Source organism: Actinomadura luteofluorescens (assembly GCF_013409365.1).
GTDB lineage: Bacteria > Actinomycetota > Actinomycetes > Streptosporangiales > Streptosporangiaceae > Spirillospora > Spirillospora luteofluorescens.
The window spans coordinates 2909554-2927901 of the sequence record NZ_JACCBA010000001.1 but is presented as its reverse complement, the minus strand read 5'-3'; the positions used below and the strand labels follow the sequence as shown (position 1 = coordinate 2927901).

13 protein-coding genes and 1 riboswitch are annotated in these 18348 nt (G+C 72.8%); of the genes, 10 read left to right on the top strand and 3 right to left on the bottom strand.

Going from position 1 to position 18348, the window contains the following annotated elements:
- Positions 1 to 144: 144 nt before the first annotated feature.
- The 6 genes from BJY14_RS13485 (at position 145) to BJY14_RS13460 (ending at position 11287) form a co-directional block, all read left to right on the top strand.
- Positions 145 to 1167 carry a conjugal transfer protein gene (locus BJY14_RS13485; protein ID WP_218905346.1) on the top strand — a complete coding sequence of 341 codons (1023 nt, stop codon included), beginning with the start codon at positions 145 to 147 and terminating at the stop codon, positions 1165 to 1167.
- Between the two features lie 180 nt (positions 1168 to 1347).
- Positions 1348 to 4473 (top strand): TcpE family conjugal transfer membrane protein, encoded by a 3126-nt coding sequence (locus BJY14_RS46495; protein WP_179843936.1) that lies wholly within the window; start codon positions 1348 to 1350, stop codon positions 4471 to 4473.
- Positions 4474 to 4639: 166 nt separating this feature from the next.
- On the top strand, positions 4640 to 7129 hold the full coding sequence (locus BJY14_RS13475; protein ID WP_179843935.1) for an ATP-binding protein: 2490 nt from the start codon (positions 4640 to 4642) through the stop codon (positions 7127 to 7129).
- On the top strand, positions 7126 to 9591 hold the full coding sequence (locus tag BJY14_RS46490; protein WP_179843934.1) for a type IV secretion system protein: 2466 nt from the start codon (positions 7126 to 7128) through the stop codon (positions 9589 to 9591). The genes BJY14_RS13475 and BJY14_RS46490 overlap by 4 nt, the downstream gene beginning before the upstream one ends.
- Entirely contained in the window at positions 9591 to 10232 is a 642-nt protein-coding gene (locus BJY14_RS13465; protein WP_179843933.1) for a hypothetical protein, read from the top strand. The genes BJY14_RS46490 and BJY14_RS13465 overlap by 1 nt, the downstream gene beginning before the upstream one ends.
- Positions 10229 to 11287 (top strand): C40 family peptidase, encoded by a 1059-nt coding sequence (locus tag BJY14_RS13460; protein ID WP_179843932.1) that lies wholly within the window; start codon positions 10229 to 10231, stop codon positions 11285 to 11287. Before BJY14_RS13465 ends, BJY14_RS13460 begins: the two co-directional genes overlap by 4 nt.
- 13 nt (positions 11288 to 11300) lie before the next feature.
- Here BJY14_RS13460 and BJY14_RS13455 read toward each other — a convergent pair whose 3' ends face one another.
- Positions 11301 to 11822, bottom strand: coding sequence for a MarR family winged helix-turn-helix transcriptional regulator (locus BJY14_RS13455; protein ID WP_218905344.1), 522 nt, complete (start codon positions 11820 to 11822; stop codon positions 11301 to 11303).
- 62 nt (positions 11823 to 11884) lie between these two features.
- On the opposite strand from BJY14_RS13455, the gene BJY14_RS13450 reads away from it, so the two are divergent.
- The 3 genes from BJY14_RS13450 to BJY14_RS13440 are packed head-to-tail and all read left to right on the top strand — an operon-like array spanning position 11885 to position 14372.
- Positions 11885 to 13162: an amidohydrolase family protein gene (locus BJY14_RS13450; protein ID WP_179843931.1), complete on the top strand. Its 1278-nt coding sequence runs from the start codon at positions 11885 to 11887 to the stop codon at positions 13160 to 13162.
- A gap of 36 nt (positions 13163 to 13198) precedes the next feature.
- Positions 13199 to 13957 (top strand): Mut7-C RNAse domain-containing protein, encoded by a 759-nt coding sequence (locus tag BJY14_RS13445; RefSeq protein ID WP_376770042.1) that lies wholly within the window; start codon positions 13199 to 13201, stop codon positions 13955 to 13957.
- A 28-nt stretch (positions 13958 to 13985) separates the two neighbouring features.
- Positions 13986 to 14372, top strand: coding sequence for a (deoxy)nucleoside triphosphate pyrophosphohydrolase (locus BJY14_RS13440; RefSeq protein ID WP_179849348.1), 387 nt, complete (start codon positions 13986 to 13988; stop codon positions 14370 to 14372).
- A gap of 304 nt (positions 14373 to 14676) precedes the next feature.
- On the opposite strand, the gene BJY14_RS13435 is transcribed toward BJY14_RS13440, so the two are convergent.
- Entirely contained in the window at positions 14677 to 15693 is a 1017-nt protein-coding gene (locus tag BJY14_RS13435) for a C40 family peptidase (protein WP_179843929.1), read from the bottom strand.
- A 7-nt stretch (positions 15694 to 15700) separates the two neighbouring features.
- A riboswitch (cyclic di-AMP (ydaO/yuaA leader) is annotated at positions 15701 to 15836 on the bottom strand.
- 190 nt (positions 15837 to 16026) lie between these two features.
- Between BJY14_RS13435 and typA the strand changes: the two genes are divergently transcribed.
- On the top strand, positions 16027 to 17880 hold the full coding sequence (typA, locus tag BJY14_RS13430; RefSeq protein ID WP_179843928.1) for a translational GTPase TypA: 1854 nt from the start codon (positions 16027 to 16029) through the stop codon (positions 17878 to 17880).
- A 71-nt stretch (positions 17881 to 17951) separates the two neighbouring features.
- On the opposite strand, the gene BJY14_RS13425 is transcribed toward typA, so the two are convergent.
- Positions 17952 to 18344, bottom strand: a complete 393-nt coding sequence (locus BJY14_RS13425; RefSeq protein WP_179832769.1) for an FHA domain-containing protein — start codon at positions 18342 to 18344, stop codon at positions 17952 to 17954.
- Positions 18345 to 18348 lie beyond the last annotated feature (4 nt).

Below are 18348 nucleotides of genomic sequence, written 5' to 3'. Positions count from 1 at the left end.
GTGCCGGGGCTGTGTTTCGCTGGGATGCGCTGGAACAATTGACGCCCGTGGTTACCCTGGGCCCGAGGTGGGTTCGGAAAAGCCACCGACATGACCGGGCAACAGGACCGCGCCGACCGGGGGCGAGGCGCGAGCGGAGGCAGGATGGCTCGCAGGTCGGCCGTGGGACGCGGCCGTGACACCGCCGTAGTCGAGGAGACCGCGGCGCCCGGCCGGGCGCTCGCGTCGTCCGCCGACCCGTGGGACCTGCCCGAGCGCGGCCGCGGACGGTCCGGCGGCGGTTCGCGCGGCGGGGGCGCCGGGGGCCGCTGGGGCGGCTCCGGCGGGCGCTGGTGGGTCTGGGTCGGCCGCGCCGTGCTGTGGGCCCTGATCCTCGTCATCCTCGTCAACGGCATCCGCGCCCCGTTCGAACGATTCAACGCCGACGACACGCCCAGCGGCGGCACCCCGGCCAAGACCCCGAGGAGCGCCGGGTTCCCCAGCAGCGCCGCGGGCGCCTTCGCCCTCCAGTTCGCCAACGTCTACCTCAACTTCGACCAGAAGACGGCGCCCGCCCGCGAGGCGCAGCTGCGGACGTTCCTGCCCGACGGCGCCGACGCCCAGTACGGCTGGAACGGCGTCGGCAAGATGCAGGTGCAGTCCGTCCAGGTCGCCGGCGTCGACGCCCGCGACGCCAGCAACGCCACCGTGACGCTCCTGGCCCGCACCACCGACCGCTGGCTCCGCCTCGCCGTCCCGGTGTACGCCGACCGGAGCGGCTCGCTGGTCGTCTCCGCCCGTCCCGCCCTGCTCCCGCCTCCGACCAAGGCGCAGCTTCCCCAGGACGGCGTCCAGGACCGCGACACTTCGCTCGAAACCGAGCTCCAGCCCTTCCTCAGCACCTTCTTCCAGGAGTACGCGAACGGCAACCAGGCGGCCCTGTCCCGCTTCTCCAACGGGGCGACCATCGCCGGCATGGCCAAGTCCGTCGTCTTCGTCCAGGTCAAGGAGGTCGTCGCGCCGAGGGGGCCTGATGGCTCGCGCACCGTCACCGCGACCGTGGTGTGGCAGCCCGCGGGAGGCGGCGGCGGTGAGCTCGAACAGAGCTACCAGCTTGCAATGGTGAAAAAGGGGACGACCTGGCTCGTCCAAGACATTCGCGGCACCACGCAGCCGAACGCATCATGAGAGGCCGCGAAGTGAGCACCACCACCCTCTGCCCGGCGACCGGAATCGGAGCGGCCTTTCACGTACCGGACATCATCGAGACCACGGCCAAGGCGATCGCCGAGGCCCCAGGCGTGAACGCCTGACCTCGGGCGGAGGTCGTCAGGCGGCACGGTGCTCGCGCAGTTAGGGGAGTAGGGCGTGGATCTACCCACGTACACGAACATCTGGCGCATCGAGAAGCGGCTCTACAAGCTGTACGACCTGCGGCTTCCGATGCCGCTGCCGCTGGTCCAGATCGGCGTCTTCCTCGGCGTCTTCGTGCCGTGGATCGGGTTGCTCCGGCTCGTCGGGATCCCCTTCGCCTCCCCCTGGCACGTGCTCTACATCGTCCCGCCGGGCGTGCTCACCTGGCTGGCGACCCGCCCCGTCATCGAGGGCAAGAGGCTCACCGAGCTGCTGCTCTCCCAGAGCCGCTACCTCGCCGAACCCCGCACCTGGTGCCGCCTGACCCCCATCCAGGAGCCCGACGAGGTCGTCATCGTGGCCCGCGTCTGGCGGCGCACCGGAAGCCCCGCCCCGGCCGCCGCCATGGAACGTGCCGCGATCAAGACCCGCCGCCGCGCCCGCCGCCGCGCCGCCGAACCGGAACCCGCCGCGGCCCCCGCCGCGACCCCGGTCCTGATTCCGCGCCCCGCGGTCGCCGCCACCGCCCCGTCGCTGGTCGAGTACGCGGCCCAGCGCGAGGCCGTCCCCGCCGCCCTCCCCGCGGCGCCGTTCCCCACGGCCCCCGAGCCCGCCGCCCCGCCCGCCGCGCCCGAGCCCCTCGTCCCGCCCAAGGCGTGGCGCCGCACGACCCGCGACATCTCGCACGAGGACGACGTCCTGGCCTTCCCCGCCGGCGTCGAGCAGCCTCCCGCGACGCCACGGCTGGAGGTCCCCCCGCCCGCACCGCCCCCCGGCTCCGGCAAGCGAGCCCTGGCCTCAGGCGTCCGCCGCCCCGGCGAGCAGGCCGAGTTCTGGCAGGCCGTCCCGGTCGGCGACACCCGGCCCGACGTCCCCCAGCAGCCCGCCCCCGGGGCCGCCGAGGAGATCGCGGGCACCCCCGAGCCGCCCCCGCGCGAGAACGAGCCCGCGGCGCCGAGCGTCCGCTGGGTGCGCCCCGCCGAACCCGGCGACGGCGTCACGCGGCAGCCGCCCACCGAGCCCGACCAGGCCCACGCCGCCGACGGCGAGCGCGTCCGCGCGACGCAGGCCTTCAACGGAGAGCCCGGCGACAGAAAGATCGCCGGCACCCGCGCCCCGGACCAGCAGCCCCCCTCACCCACCCGCCCCAACGTCCCCCTGGTCCCCGGCGCCTTCGGCGCCACCCCCCAACAACCCACACCCCCAGCACCCCCCTCCGCACGTCCGGAGCACCCCGCCGCGCAGGCGCAGCCGCCCACCGCGCCGGAGCAGGCCCCAGCGCCCTCGGCGCAGCCCCCCGCACGCCCGGAGCGCCCCGCCGCGCATGTGCACCCCCCCGCCGCGCCGGAGCAATCCCCTGCATCCCCGGAGCAGCGCCCCGCACGTCCGGAGCGGCCTGCCGCGCATGTGCAGCCACCCACCGCGCCCGAGCAGGCCCCCGCGCCCCCGGCGCAGCCTGCCGCGCGTTCGGGCCAGCTCGGCGCGCAGGCGGAGCCGCCCGCCCTGCCCGAGCAGGCCCCCGCGCCCTCGGCGCGGCCCTTCTCACGTCCGGAGCGTCCTGCGGCGCAGGCGGAGCCGCCTGTCGCGCCGGAGCAGGCCCCCGCGCCCCCGGAGCGGCCTGCCGCGCGTTCGGAGCAGCTTGGCGCGCAGGCGGAGCCGCCCGTCGAGCCTGGGCAATCCCCCGCGCACTCGGAGCCGCCCGCCGGGCCGGAGCAGGCCCCCGCGCCCTCGGCGCGGCCCTTCGCGCGTCCGGAGCGTCCTGCGGCGCAGGCGCAGCCGCCTGTCGCGCCGGAGCAGCCCTCCGCGCCCCCGGCGCAGCTTCCTGTGCGGGCGGTGCCGCCGGAGTTGCGGCCTGGGTGGACGGTGCAGCGGCCGCCCGGGGCGGTGGAGCGGGAAGAGACGCGGCCCGAACTGCCTGCTGCGTCGGCGGAGCGGCCCGTGCCGCCGCAGGCGCCGCCGGTGCGTCCCGCTGCGTCGGCGGAGCAGCCCGGAGTGTTGCGGGAGCCGCCCAGGCCCTGGTCGAAGGGGTTGTCCAAGCCGCAGCGGCCGGGCACCGCTCCCGAGCCGGTGGCGCCGCCCGCGCAGAACGTCCCACCCGTGGCGCCGCCGCGTCCGGTGGAGGCCCCTCGCCCGGTGGAGGAGGAGGCGCCGCCGCGGGAGGTGCGTTCGCAGCCCGCCTCGCCCGTCCGCCCGCGGCCGCTGCCGCCGCCTCCGGCGCCCCCGCCGTCCGGTCCGGCGATCACCCCGCCAGGTCCCGAGCACGAGGTGACGTCCGGCGGGCTCCGGCGGCTCATCCACGCCGTCGGCGGCGGGCACGGCGAGGTCGACGCCGACTACCAGCAGCGGATCCAGCAGCCGTTCCACGGGACGCGGCACGTCGTGGTGCTCGGCTGCACCGGCGGCGCCGGGCAGACCGTCACGGCGCTGATGCTGGGGCACACGTTCGCGCAGCACAACGGCGAGCCGGTCGTGGCGATCGACGTGAACCCCGGGCCGGGCGCGCTCGCGCGGCGCACCCGCAGCGACACCAACGAGACGCTGACCGGCCTCATCACGCGCGCCGACCAGGTGTCCAGCCTCACCGCGATGCGCCGCTACACCTCGCAGGCCAAGTCCGGCCTCGACGTCATCGCGGCGGGCAAGAACCCGCTGCAGGCGCTCGACGACCGCGACTACGCGCTCGCGATCCGCACGCTCGACAAGTTCTACTCGGTGACGCTGCTGGACGCGGCCGCCGCCGTGGTGGCGCGTGTCCTGCCCTACGCCGACCAGATCGTCCTCGTCGCGCCGGCGAGCGCCGACGCGCCCCGCGCCGTCGCGATGACGTTCGAGTGGCTGGACGGCCACGGCTACGAGGAGCTGCGGTCCCGCGCGGTGACGGTCATCAACGGGGTGAGCCGCCGCAGCATGGACGACGTCGAGCAGGCCGAGGCCGTGGCGCGGGGCCGCTGCCGGGCGCTGGTGCGCATCCCGTGGGATGATCACCTGAGCATGGACCGCGCGCCGCGCAACGAGCTGAAGTCGTTGCGCACGCCGACGCGGCGTGCCTATCTTGCCCTCGCCGGCGTCGTGGCCGGCGGCTTCACCGTCATGCCCGAGCGTTACCAGGAGCTTCAGCAGGAGCAGGAGGCCACCCGATGAGCGCCCCTCGCGGGCATCGAGCGGAGACCGCAGTGAACCGGGCATTGCTGGCGGACGCGCCTGACGTTCATGACCGTCCGGATGGCGAACACTCTCCCGGGCAGCCCTGTGCGGCCGCCCGGCGGTGGAGAGAATCGTTGATCGGAACCGGCGTCGGGAGGGCGGCATGAGCAAGTCGAGCCGACTGGCCGTGCGGTACTTCGACGACCGCGTCCTGCTGACCGACAGCGCCGCCTGGGCCTACTTCCGGCTCCCCACGGTGTCCTACGAGTTCACGACCGGTGAGGAGCGCGAGGCGCTCGCCACCAACATCACCATCGCGCTGGCCGGCATCCGCATGCCGGACGCCGAGGTCCACCTGCGGATCGGGCACCGGACGTATCCGGCGGCCGAGTGGGCGCTGGCGCTGGACGGGACGTCCGACGGCGGCGCCGGGTGGCGGGAGTACCTGGAGGAGACCTACGCCCACGTGTGGGCCAAGGACTTCTGGACCAAGGAGGTCTACCTCGGGGTGCGGCTCGGCCCGCGCGGCATGGGCGCGCAGCTGTCGGGCGGCGTCCTGGCGCAGCTGCTGAGGGCCTACAAGCGCAGCGAGAGCGTGCTCGGCGTGCACGACGACGCGGTCGACAAGAAGGAGATCGCGCGCTGGACGGACCAGTCCGAGCGGGTCGGCCGCGCGCTCGGCGGTTCCGCCCTGTACGCCAGGCACGCCACCTCCAACGAGGTCGCGTGGCTGTTCCAGCACGCGGTGACGGGGTCGCTGGCCGATCCGCCGCCGTCCGCCGTCCCGCGCCGGACGTGGGGCAAGGGCGAGATCGAGTCGCTGGTGGAGGGCGCCATCCACAACGGGCGCTCGTACCTGCGGATCGAGCAGCCGAACTTCACCGGGGCGGGCGGCGGTGCCACGGCCGCGTCGTACGTCGCGTACCTGTCGTTCGCGCGGTTCCCCGACATGATGCCGTTCCCGGACGGCGAGCCCTGGTTCCACTACGCCGACGCGCTGCCGTTCCCCGTCGAGATCAGCGCGCGGATGAAGCTGATCCCGCCGGCGAAGGCGTCCAAGGACGTCTCGCGCAAGCTCGCGCACGCCCGCGACATGGACCAGCACATCCGGGAGGCGGGCGCGGAGGCGCCGATCGCGCTCGCGGAGCAGATCGACGCCGCCCGGATGCTGGAGCACGGCATCACCAAGGAGCGGCTGCCGTTCGTCTACGGGTGGCACCGGCTGATCGTGTCGGCGCCGACCGAGGACCTGCTCGCGCAGCGCGTGGACGCCGTCGTGGAGCACTACCGCGACATCGGCATCGACGTCGTCAACTCGACCGGCGACCAGTTCTCGCTGTTCCTGGAGTCGCTGCCCGGCGACCAGATCCGGCTGAACGCCTACGCGCAGCGCCAGCCGCTGCGCACCATCGCGGGAGGCATGCCGGTCGCGACCGTCGACCTCGGCGACCGCTCGGACGACGAGGGAGAGGGCTGGATCGGCCCTTACATCGGCGAGACACTCGGCCGGGCCCGCGCCATCGTGCACTTCGACCCGCTCGTCGCCGCGGCGCGCAACCGGCCGACGGCCGTGGCGATCACCGGTGAGCCCGGCGGCGGCAAGACCACGCTCGCGCTGCTGCTGATCTACCAGATGGCGCTGCGCGGCGTCACCATCGCGGCGATCGACCCCAAGGGCGACGCCGAGGCGCTCGTGGAGCTGCTGAAGGCGCGGGGCAGGAGGGCGCGCATCCTGCCGCTCGGCTCGGCGGCGCCCGGCCTGCTCGACCCGTTCTCCTTCGGCGACGACCTCGCCACCAAGAAGATGATGGCGACCGAGACGCTGCGGCTGCTGCTGCCGCGGATGTCGGAGGAGCGCGAGTCCGCGATGATCCAGGCGGTCGGCGCGGTCGCCAACGGGGAGCGGCCCTCGCTCGGCCGGGTGGTCGACCACCTGGAGGGCGCCGACGACCCGGCGTCCAAGAACCTCGGCGCGGTGCTGCGCTCGATGTCGGAGATGCGGCTCGCGCGGCTGTGCTTCGATCCGTCCGGCGGCGAGCGCATCGACAGCGCCGGCTGGACGACCGTGTTCACGCTCGGCGGGCTCACCCTGCCGGACGTGACGATCCCGCGGGAGGACTACTCCTACGAGCAGCGGCTGTCGGTCGCGCTGATGTACCTGGTGTCGCAGTTCGCGCGGCGGCTGATGCACGGCCTCGACCGGCGGCTCCCGAAGGCGATCTTCCTGGACGAGGCGTGGGCGATCACCTCGACGCCGGAGGGGGCCAAGCTGGTGCCCGAGGTGTCGCGGATGGGACGCTCCCGCAACACCGCGCTGATCCTGGTCTCCCAGAACGCGGGGGACCTGCTGAACGAACAGGTGACGAACTGCCTGTCCTCGGTGTTCTCGTTCCGCTCCACCGAGCGGGTCGAGGTCGGCAACGTCATGTCCCTACTCGGGGTCGAGGCGTCCGACGAGCACAAGGCCGTGCTGCGCAACCTCGGCAACGGCGAATGCATCTTCCGTGACCTCGACGGCCGAGCGGGGCGCATCGGCGTCGACCTGATCTCCGAGGAACTGCAGCGTTGGCTGGACACCAACCCGACCCGGTCCCGTCCGGGCACGTCCGAACTCACCGCCGCGGGGGCCGAGGCCGAGGAGGTCTCCCGATGATGGGTTCCCGCGACGGGACGGCGCGCCTGCAGCGCACGCCCGGCGAAGGAATCGACCGCAAGGCCTTGCGGCGTCGCCCGAGGCGCCGCCGAAGCGCGCCGCGCACCCGCCGCTCGGTGATGCTGCTGGTCGTCATGGCGTTGTTCATGCTGGGTCCGCTGTCTCCGGCGTCCGCGTCGGTGCCGCAGTTGCCGAACCCGCTGAACGACGCGTGCAGCCCGGCCGACCATCCGGCGCCCGAGCAGTACGGATCCGGGACGGACGGCATGATCAAGCCGCCCGACTACCCGAACGAGAAGCTGCGGAAGACCCCGGTCGAGAAGCTCACGTACTACGACCGGTACGGCACCGCCGGGCAGACCTGGTACGCGGTCGACATGGGCTGCTCGGACGCGGTGTCGATGATGGGCAACGCGATCGCGAACACCGTGTTCACCCTCGTCCGGACGGTCGACCGGACGACGATCAGCGTGTACCAGGCGGCCGCGTCGGAGTCGCTGCTGAGCTGGCTGAAGGACACCGTCGACGGGGTCATCACCAACATCGGCAAGACGTTCAACGCCCGCTACTGGTCGTGGGTGATCATCCTCGGCGCGATGTGGCTGGCCTGGTGGGGGATCGTCCGCAAGCGGGCGAGCAAGGTCACCGAGGGCGTGGTCTGGATGGTCGCCGCGATGGTGGCGTTGACCTGGCTGATCACCCGGCCCGCGGACTTCACCACGCTCGGCAAGACGGTGTCCGACGCGACCAGCGCCGCGTTCAGCGCCGCGCTGCCACCGAGCGATACCAAGGGCGGGACGTGCGTTCCCGTCCCGGAGGGCAAGCCCGATCCCGCCACGTCGAAGGACATGGACCCGACGGCCCGCAACGCCAACGCGCTGTGGGTGGCGCTGGTCTGCAAGCCGTGGCTGCAGGGCGAGTTCGGCACCAGCGACCCCAACGCGAAGATCATCAAGCAGAACGCCGACAAGCTGCTGTGGTCGCAGGCGGTCGACCTCCCGGAGACCTACGGCACGAACAAGGTCGACCTGGGGAAGAAGTCCGACGCCTACAAGGACGTCACGAAAGACATCAAGGACAACCATCCCCAGAACTACGCCCTCTTCCAGGGCAAGGACTGGCAGAACCGGCTGGGCGTCTCGCTCATCGCGCTGTTCGCGGCGCTGGTGGCGGGCCTGCTCATCATGGTCATCGCGCTCGCGCTGATCGTCGTGAAGATCGCGTTCCTGCTGCTCCTCGTCGCGGGGCCGATCTTCCTCGGGATCGGTATCCATCCCGGCGTCGGGCGCGTCGTCGCCATCCGCTGGCTCGAACTGCTGCTGTCGATGCTGCTGAAGCAGGCCGCGCTCATCGGGGTGCTGTCGCTGCTGCTGTGGGCGTACAGCCTGATCCTCGGCGAGACGCTGCCCTGGGGCCTCCAGGTGGTGCTGATCGCGCTGGTGACGTTCGCGGCGTTCGTGTACCGCAAGCCGTTCCAGCATCTGTTCGCCTCCGTCGGCTACTCGGCGGTCGGGGCGCGGGGCAAGGGCGAGGCGGAACTCGACAAGTCGATCGCGGCGGCCCGCAAGAGCACCGAGGCGATGCCGCCGGTGGCGGCGTACCAGATGTTCCGCAAGGCCAAGAACGATCCGGCGATGGCGGCCGCCGTCGCGGGCGGCCTGACGGGCGGCGTGGTGGCCGGCACGGTCGCCGCGGGCGACCGGTCGGCGCCCGGCGCGGGCACCGAGCAGTCGCCCGAGGACGCGCCGGTGCTCGCGGCCAAGCCGCGCGGCGCGGGCGCCGCGGCGGCGCAGGGCCGGTCCCGGCGCGGTGCTCCTCCGCTGAACCTGCCGACCAGGGCGGGCGCGCTCGGCGACCGCCGCACGGACGGCGGCAGGGCGGCCGCCAAGCCCGGCGGCGTCACCGTCGCGAAGGGCGGCGACGGTGAGGACGCCGGTGGCGGCGGGTCGAGTTCCGGCAAGGGCACCATCCGCCCGACGTCCTGGACGGGGCGCGGCGGAAAGGGCGGCGGCGTCTCCGGTGGCGGCGGTGGCTCGGGCGGCAGCGGCGGTTCCGGCGGCGGCTCGGGCGGCGGCTCCGGTGGTGGCTCGGGCGGCTCCGGCGGCGGTGGCGGCGGTGGCTGGTTCGGCGGTGGCGGCGGACGCTCGGGCGGCTCCGCAGCGCGCGGCCGCGGGCGCTCGGGCGGCGGCAACGGCGGTTCGGGCGGCTCCGGCGGCGGTGGCGGCGGCTGGTTCGGCGGCGGCAACGGCGGTTCGGGTGGTTCCGGCGGCGGGTCTGGGAACGTCCCCCGGCAGCGCGGCCGTTCCGGCGGGGGCTCCAGGCCCTCGCGTCCCGAGCCCGGTGGGCAGGAGGCGCCCCCGCCGCTGTGGGGCAGGGGCGGCGGCTCCAACGCCAGCCCCCCGATCCCGTTCTGGCTGCGTCCGGTGGACCGGCGGTCCAGTGAGCCGGATCGGGACGAGTGATGAACCTGAACGACCGGCGGCGCAAGCTGCTGTTCGCGGGTCTCGTCGCGCTGCTCGCGGCGGTCGGCGTCTACCTGACGGTGGCCTCGCCCTCGGGCGGGTCCGATGACGAGCCGCAGGCCCGTCCGAGGACGACGGCGTCGCAGGGACCGCAGGCCCCCGCGTCGCCGCCGCCGGGGATCGAGAAGCCCGTCGATCCGAACGACTTCGACGTCTACCGGCTGCTGCCGTTCTCCCGGCAGGAGTTCGCCACGGCGGCCGACCTGGCGCAGCGCTTCGTCGCCGCGTACGGCACGTACCGCTACGACGAGGCCCCCCAGACCTACGTGGCGCGCTTCGCCGGCCTGGCCACCTCCGAGCTCGGGCAGCGGCTCGGGCAGGGCGTGGCGACGCCGGGGATGGTGGAGGAGCGCCGCCGCGAGCAGCTCGTCGCGCAGGGCGCGGCGTCCCTCGACGAGGTCCGCGACATCGAGAACAACTCGATCATCTTCCTGGTGACCGGCCGGCAGCAGGTCACCAAGAACGGGCGGACCAGCAGCGACAGCAAGCAGTACGCGGTGACGGTGACGAGGGACGGCGGCACGCTGAGGGTCTTCTCGTTCGAGCCCGCCGACGCCGGACAGGCGGGTGACACGGGATGAGTCCGCGAAGGTTGCTGCTCGTCGGCGCCCTCGGCGTCGCCGCGGTGATGTTCGTGGCGCTGGTCTTCGTCCCGATCCTGTTCGGCGCGAGCCAGTTCCTGTTCGGCGGCGGGATCGGCGGTGGCGGCGGCTGCGTGAACGTCGCCGGCGCCGGCGCGCAGCCCGCGGCTGCGGCCGACGCGAAGTCCGTCCCCGTCGACTATTTGAAGCTGTACCAGGAGGCGGGCAAGAAGTACGGCATCCCGTGGAACGTCCTGGCGGGCGTCGGCAAGGTCGAGACCGACCACGGCAGGTCGACGATGCCGGGCGTCTCCAGCGGGGAGAACTACGCGGGCGCGGGCGGCCCCATGCAGTTCCTGGCCGCGACGTTCAAGGCGTTCGCGGTGGACGGCAACAAGGACGGCAAGAAGGACCGCTACGACCCGGCGGACGCCGTCCCGACCGCCGCCGCCTACCTCAAGCACAACGGCGCCCCGGAGCGCATGCGCACCGCGATCTTCCAGTACAACCACTCGTGGGACTACGTCGACCTCGTCCTCGACTGGGCGAAGCGCTACGTCGGCGGCGAGTTCAAGGCCGTCCAGGCGAACGGGATCAACTGCGAGGACAACGAGCTGCCCGCCAACGTCGGCGCCCTCGTCAAGACGATCATCGCGTTCGCGATGGCGCAGCGCGGCAAGCCGTACGTGTTCGGGGCGAACGGCCCGGACGCCTACGACTGCTCCAGCCTGATCCAGGCCGCCTACCGGCAGGTCGGTCTGAACCTGCCGCGCACGACGTTCGAGCAGTGGCCGTTCGGCGTGAAGATCGCCAAGGGCAAGGAGCAGCCCGGCGACCTGGTGTTCTTCAACTCCGGTCCCGGGACCTCGCCCGACAACCCCGGCCACGTCGGGATGGTCATCGGCGGCGGCAAGATGATCGTGGCGAGCTGCTCGGCGTGCGTGCCCGCGATCGGCGTGAAGACCTACAAGAAGCCGAACTGGATCGGGGTGACGCGCCCGCTCGCGCGTCCGGACTTCAAGAAGAAGGTGTCCGAGCTGGCCGCGCGCCAGTAGCCGCCCGGCGCGCTCAGCGGAACCGGCGCCTGCCCGCGACCAGCAGGACCTCGCGCAGCGCGTCGGCGGCGGCCCGGACGTCCTCCTGCGGCACCCGGGCCAGGACGTCCTCGTGCGCGGCCCCCGACGCGGCCAGCGCCCGCTCGGTGACGCGCAGCCCCTCCGAGGTGAGCTGGACGAACCGGCTGCGCGCGTCGCCCGCGTTGGCCTCGCGCTCCACGTAGCCGGCCTTCTGCAGCCGCTGCAGGACGTTGCTCGTGCCGCCCGAGGTGAGGAACGCCGACCGAGTGAGCTCGCTCGGCGTCAGCCGGTAGGGCTCGCCCTCCCGGCGCAGCACGGTCAGCACCTCGAACTCGGCGTAGGTGAGGCCGAGGTCGGCCAGGGGCCCGCGGAGGGCCTGCTGCACCAGCATGGCGACGCGCCCGGCGCGCTTGCTCAGTTCCAGCATCGCGAGGAGCGGCTCGGTCAGCCCGTCCCGCCGCCACGCGTCGGCCACGGAGTCGATCTCGTCCCTGCGCGCGCTCTCGTCCTGCACCCCCCCGAGCGTACTCGCTTCATCGGTTGCTTTCAGAAAAGCTAACTCGTAAGCTTTTGCGCATGACAAAAACTCTCCTGCTGACCAACGGGCTCGTCATCGACACCGCCCCCGAACCGACCGTGCTGGGCAACGCCGACGTGCTCGTCGAGGACGGCCGCATCGCCGCGGTCGGCCCGGGCCTGGCCGCGCCGGACGGCGCAGAGACCATCGACGCGACCGGGCGCATCGTCATGCCGGGCTTCGTCGACACCCACCGCCACACCTGGCAGGCGGGGATCCGCGCGATCCTTCCCGACAGCGACCTCCCCGCCTACCTGCGGCGCGTCCTCGGCGAACTGGCGCCCCGGTACCGGCCGGACGACGTGTACACCGGGACGCTCGCCGGCTCCCTGGAGTGCCTCGACTCCGGCATCACGACGCTGGTCGACTGGTCGCACATCCAGCTGAGCCCGGCCCACACCGAGGCGAACATCGCGGCGCTGCGGGCGTCCGGCATCAGGGCGGTGTTCGGGTACTGCCACGGCGGCGACGGCGACCTCGCCGCCGAGACCGGCCGCGTCCACCGCGAGAACTTCGGGTCCGGCGGCACGGTCACGATGGCGATGGCCGCGCTCGGCCCCGAGATCGCTGGCGACGAGCGCGCCCTCACCGAATGGCGGACGGCCCGCGACCTCGGTCTGCCGGTCACCGTGCACATGGGAGGCCACGGCGCGGAGAGCGCCGCGCGCGGCCTGGCGTTCCTCGACGCCAACGGACTGATGGACTACCCGGCCATGTACGTGCACGCCAACTTCTACACCGACGAGGAGCTGAAACGGATCGCCGGAAGCGGCGGCACCGTGTCGGTCACCCCCGCCGTCGAGGCCGCGCTGGGCATCGGCGCCCCGCCCACCGGCCGTGCTCGCGGCGCGGGCGCCCCGACCGGGCTCGGCGCCGACACGGTCGCCTCCGGCCCCGGCGACATGTTCAGCGTCATGCGCGCCGCCTACGTCCTCGAACGCGGCCGCCCGGACGGCGCCGGCGCGGGCTTCACCACCGCCGACGCCCTGCGGACGGCCACGATCGAGGGCGCCGAGACCGCGAGGCTCGCTGACGTCACCGGATCGCTGACCCCCGGCAAGCAGGCCGACCTCCTCGTCCTGCGCACGGACGCCTTCGGCCTCGCGGCGGCCCACGACCCCATCGCGGCCGTGGTCCTGTCGGCGGACACGCGCAGCGTCGACACCGTTCTCGTGGGCGGACGCGTGGTCAAGCGCGGGGGAGCGCTGGTGGGCTGCGACGTCCCCGCCCTCCTGGCGTCCCTGGCGGACTCCGCCGCGCACGTGACGGCGGCCTGAACGTCGGCCGCGCGTGGCATGCTGATCGGCGTGGAGATAACGATCCGCGTCGCCGACGATCTGCTGATGTTCCTGCCCGCCCCCCGGCGGGAGCCCGAGGTGCGGGTGCCCTACGACGGGACCTCGACGCTGGGGCATCTCGTGGAGTCGCTGGGCGTGCCGCTGCCCGAGGCGGGCCCGATGACCGCCGACGGCGAGCCCGCCGGGCCCGCCACGCGCCCGGAGGCCGGGGCCGAGGTCCGCGTGGCGGCGGTGGAGCGCCCCCAGCCCGTGCCGCTGGACCCGGGCCAGGTCGCCCCGCGCTTCCTCCTGGACGTGCACCTCGGCACGCTGGCCCGGCGCATGCGCCTGCTCGGCCTCGACACCGCCTACCACAACGACATGGACGACCCGGCGCTGGTCGTCCAGGCCAACGAGGAGCGCCGCGTCCTGCTCACCCAGGACCGCGGCCTCCTGCGCCGCCGCGCGCTGTGGTTCGGCGCCTACGTCCGCGGCTCGCGCCCTGACGACCAGCTCCGCGACCTGCTCGACCGCTTCGCGCCCGTCCTGCGCCCGTGGACGCGCTGCACCGCCTGCAACGGCGAGCTCGTCCCGGTCGACAAGCAGGAGATCGAGCGCGAGCTCCAGTCGGGCACGCGCCGCAGCTACGACGTCTACGGCCGCTGCGCCGGGTGCGGCCAGGTGTACTGGCGCGGGGCGCACGGCGACCACCTGGAGGAGATCGTCCGCGACGCCACGCGACTGGTCGACTCCCTCCGGGGGAACGGAACCGGGAAGACGGGCGCCGCGGTCTGATCACGAACAGGGAGAGGAGCTGATCACGATCGATCTCGTGGTGGTGGGGGCGGCGATCCTCGCGGACGGGCGGCTGCTGGCCGCCCAGCGCGCCGAGCCGCCGCACATGGCGGGCGGCTGGGAGCTCCCCGGCGGCAAGGTCGACCCCGGGGAGTCCGACGAGGACGCCCTGGTGCGCGAGTGCCACGAGGAACTGGCCGTCAAGGTACGCCTGGGCCGCCGCGTGGGCGGCGACTGGCGCCTCAGCACCCGCGCCGTCCTGCGCGTCTGGACGGCCGAACTGGTAGAAGGCGAGCCGCAAGCCCTGGAGCACCTACAACTCCGCTGGCTGACCCCGCCCGAACTCCAAAACCTCAACTGGCTCCCCGGCGACCGCCCAGTGATCGAGGCCCTAGCAAAACAAGGCCTCACCTAGCCACGCCACCGCACGCGCCGACCTCAGCCGACACAGCAACCACGCAGCAACCCAACGGTTGCGATCGCGTCCGAAGGCAGGTTCGAGCTTGCGAGAACCTGATCGCGCAGCGAGCCGCCAGGCGAGTCGGAGCGATGCCAGCGATCGCCCGCGGTGCTCGACGATGGAGGGCCGCCAAGGCCCGAAGGAGGAGAGCACTGCCATAGGCACAGCAGCGAGCCGCCAGGCGAGACGGAGCGATGCCAGCGATCGCCCGCTTTTATCGACGATGGAGGGCCGCTAGGCCCGAAGGAGGAGAAAAAAGCTAAGAAATACGGTTCGCGCCGGCGAAGTCGGAGCGGTCGGAGAGTTTGGAGATCTTTACCACGTCGCCGGTCTGGGGGGCGTGGAGGTACTTGCCGTCGCCCAGGTAGATGCCCATGTGGTGAAGGTTGCCGCCGAAGTACACGAGGTCGCCGGAGCGGAGGGCGCCGCGCGAGACCTTCGAGCCCATGGCGAACAGGTCGCCGGTGTAGTGGGGGAGGCCGGGCTTGCCGACCTGGGCGTAGGCCCAGACGACGAGGCCGGAGCAGTCGAAGCTGCTCGGGCCGGCGGCGGCCCAGACGTACGGGGAGCCGAGTTTGGTGAGGGCCTTGCGGGCCATCTTGGCGGGGAGGCCGGAGCCCTTCACGGTGGCGCTGAGGCCGGTGCGGGGGTCGCTCGCGTGGGTGGTGGTCAGCTTGTCGAGGCGCTTCATCACCTCGGCGACCTTGGTCTTGGCGGCCTCGCGGGTCTTCTTGGCGTCGTCCCAGGCCTTCTTGACCTGCGCGGTCTTCGCCTTCGCGGTGCGTTCCGCGGCGTCGGCCTGGTCGATCTGCTTCTTCAGGGCGAGGACGGCGGTGGCCTGGCTCTGCGCGAGGAAGGCGCGGTCGGACAGGCCCTCGGCGGAGGCGCCGGAGCCGAAGAGGACGTCGGGGCCGCCGGCCATGTAGTTCGCGGCGGCTAGGCTTCCGAGCTTCTGGCGGGCGGGCTCGGCGAGGGCGCGCAGCCGCTCGGCCTCCCTGGTGGCGTCCTGCTCGGCCTTGCGGGCCTTGTTGAACTCCACGCGGGCCTTGTTGAACTTCTCCGTGAGGATCTCGGCCTCTTCGTTCAGCGCGTCGAGGCTCTTGCGCAGGCCCTTCTCCGTCGTCGGCGTGGGGCTCGGCGCCAGGGGCGCGGAGGCGGGCCGGAACGGCTGGGCGGCGTGGGCGAGGTCCGGCGCGGTGGCGCCGAGGCCGATCAGGAGCAGGGTCGCGGTGGCGGTGGGCAGGACGCGACGCCGCCGATGGGGATCCGGAGCCAAGCCGGTGTTCTCCTCTCCTCGTGCGCCTACCGGGTTAGCTGACGGGTTCGGGCCAGGAGTCGCCCTACGACGAACGTCGATTCACCCCGAGGTGATGGGTCCCCGGTTCTCCCGTCGTGCGGGAGATTCGGCGTTCCGGTCGCAGTCCCGGGGGGTGGGACTCCGGACGACCGGATCTCGGGCAGATTACAAAGGATGCGCAAAGTTGGCCAATCGAGGCCCCTGCGACGGGTGGGACGAACGGCTCGGAGTGGGTGGTACGCACGGCCAAGTAGAATGGGTCCGGCCGCACGTCTGCGGCGACTCCCGAACTCTCACGCAAGGCGAACCCGCATGCCCATCTCCACGCGCGACGACCTCCGTAACGTCGCGATCGTCGCCCATGTCGACCATGGCAAGACGACGCTGGTCGACGCCATGCTCTGGCAGTCCGGAGCCTTCCGCGAGAACCAGGACGTCGACGACCGCGTGCTCGACTCCAACGACCTGGAGCGCGAGAAGGGGATCACGATCCTCGCGAAGAACACCGCGGTCCTGCACAACGGGCTGACCATCAACATCATCGACACCCCGGGACACGCCGACTTCGGCGGCGAGGTCGAGCGCGGCCTGTCCATGGTGGACGGCGTCGTGCTCCTGGTCGACGCCAGCGAGGGCCCGCTCCCGCAGACCCGGTTCGTGCTGCGCAAGGCGCTCGCCGCGCGGCTGCCGGTGATCCTGGTCGTGAACAAGACCGACCGTCCCGACGCGCGCATCGACGAGGTCGTGGACGAGACCTACGAGCTGTTCATGGACCTCGACGCCGACGAGGACCAGATCGACTTCCCGATCGTGTACGCGTCCGGCCGCGCCGGGCGGGCCTCGCTCGACAAGCCCGCCGACGGCGCGATGCCCGGCAGCGACGACCTGGAGCCGCTGTTCAAGGTCATCACCGAGACGATCCCCGCGCCGTCCTACGACCCCGACGCCCCGCTCCAGGCGCACGTGACGAACCTGGACGCCTCCAGCTACCTGGGCCGGATCGCGCTGTGCCGGGTGCATGCCGGCACGATCAAGAAGGGCCAGCAGGTCGCGTGGTGCCGGCACGACGGCAGCGTCGACCGGGTGAAGATCACCGAGCTGCTGATGACGGAGGCGCTCACCCGCAAGCCCGCGGACGAGGCCGGGCCCGGCGACATCATCGCCATCGCCGGGATCCCCGACATCATGATCGGCGACACGATCGCCGACCCCGACGACCCGCGCCCGCTGCCGCTGATCACGGTGGACGAGCCCGCGATCTCCATGACGATCGGCACCAACACCGGGCCGATGGCGGGCCGCGAGAAGGGCACCAAGGTCACCGCCCGGATGGTCAAGGACCGGCTCGACCGCGAGCTCGTCGGCAACGTGTCGATCCGGGTGCTGCCGACCGAGCGTCCCGACGCCTGGGAGGTGCAGGGCCGCGGCGAGCTGGCCCTGGCGATCCTGGTCGAGAACATGCGCCGCGAGGGCTACGAGCTGACGGTCGGCAAGCCGCAGGTCGTCACGCGGGAGATCGACGGCAAGAAGCACGAGCCGGTCGAGCGGCTCACCGTCGACATCCCCGAGGAGTACCTCGGCGCCGTCACGCAGCTGATGGCGGTCCGCAAGGGCCGCATGGAGCACATGACGAACCACGGCACGGGCTGGATCCGGATGGAGTTCCTCGTCCCGGCCCGCGGCCTGATCGGCTTCCGTACCGAGTTCATGACGGAGACGCGCGGCACCGGCATGGCGCACCACGTCTTCGAGGACTACGAGCCCTGGTTCGGCGAGCTGCGCACCCGCCCGTCCGGTTCGCTCGTCGCCGACCGGTCCGGCGCCGCCACGGCCTTCGCGATCACCAACCTCCAGGAGCGCGGGACGTTCTTCGTCGGCCCGACCACCGAGGTGTACGAGGGCATGATCGTCGGGGAGAACTCCCGCGCCGACGACATGGACGTCAACATCACCAAGGAGAAGAAGCTCACGAACATGCGGTCGTCCACCGGCGACGAGCTGGAGCGGCTCACCCCGCCCCGCCGACTGTCGCTGGAGGAGGCCCTGGAGTTCTGCCGCGAGGACGAGTGCGTCGAGGTCACCCCGACCGCCGTGCGCATCCGCAAGGTCGTCCTGGACGCCAAGGAGCGGGAGCGCACGCGGGCCCGCACCAAGCGCGCCGGCTGAGCACCGAAGTGACAAAGGGGGCGGCCCCGCGGTTCTGAGAACCGCGGGGCCGCCCCTTCGCTATGTGCCGCTCAGCTCAGCTGGACGGTGCCCGTGACGTCGGCGGCCAGGCGGAGCTGGTCGCCGTCGCGGAGCGGAGCGTCCACGCCGCGGGGGAGCCGCTCGCCGTTGACGAACGTCCCGTTGGTGGAGCCCTCGTCGCGCACCCACGCGGTTCCGGACGGGTCGAGCCACACCGTCGAGTGGCGCCGCGACACGTTGTCGTACTGCGTGAACGTGGTCGCCACAGGCGACTGGCCCGCGTCACGGCCGAGCACGAGGTGCTGGCCGACCGAGACCTTGAGTTCGCCCGTGGGGAACTGGACGCGCAGGACGGGCGTGCCCTTCTGCGGCAGCGGGCGCAGGCACGAGTCGCACTGCGCGGCGCCCGGGTTGGAGAGCACCGCCTCGCAGTACGGGCACATGAAC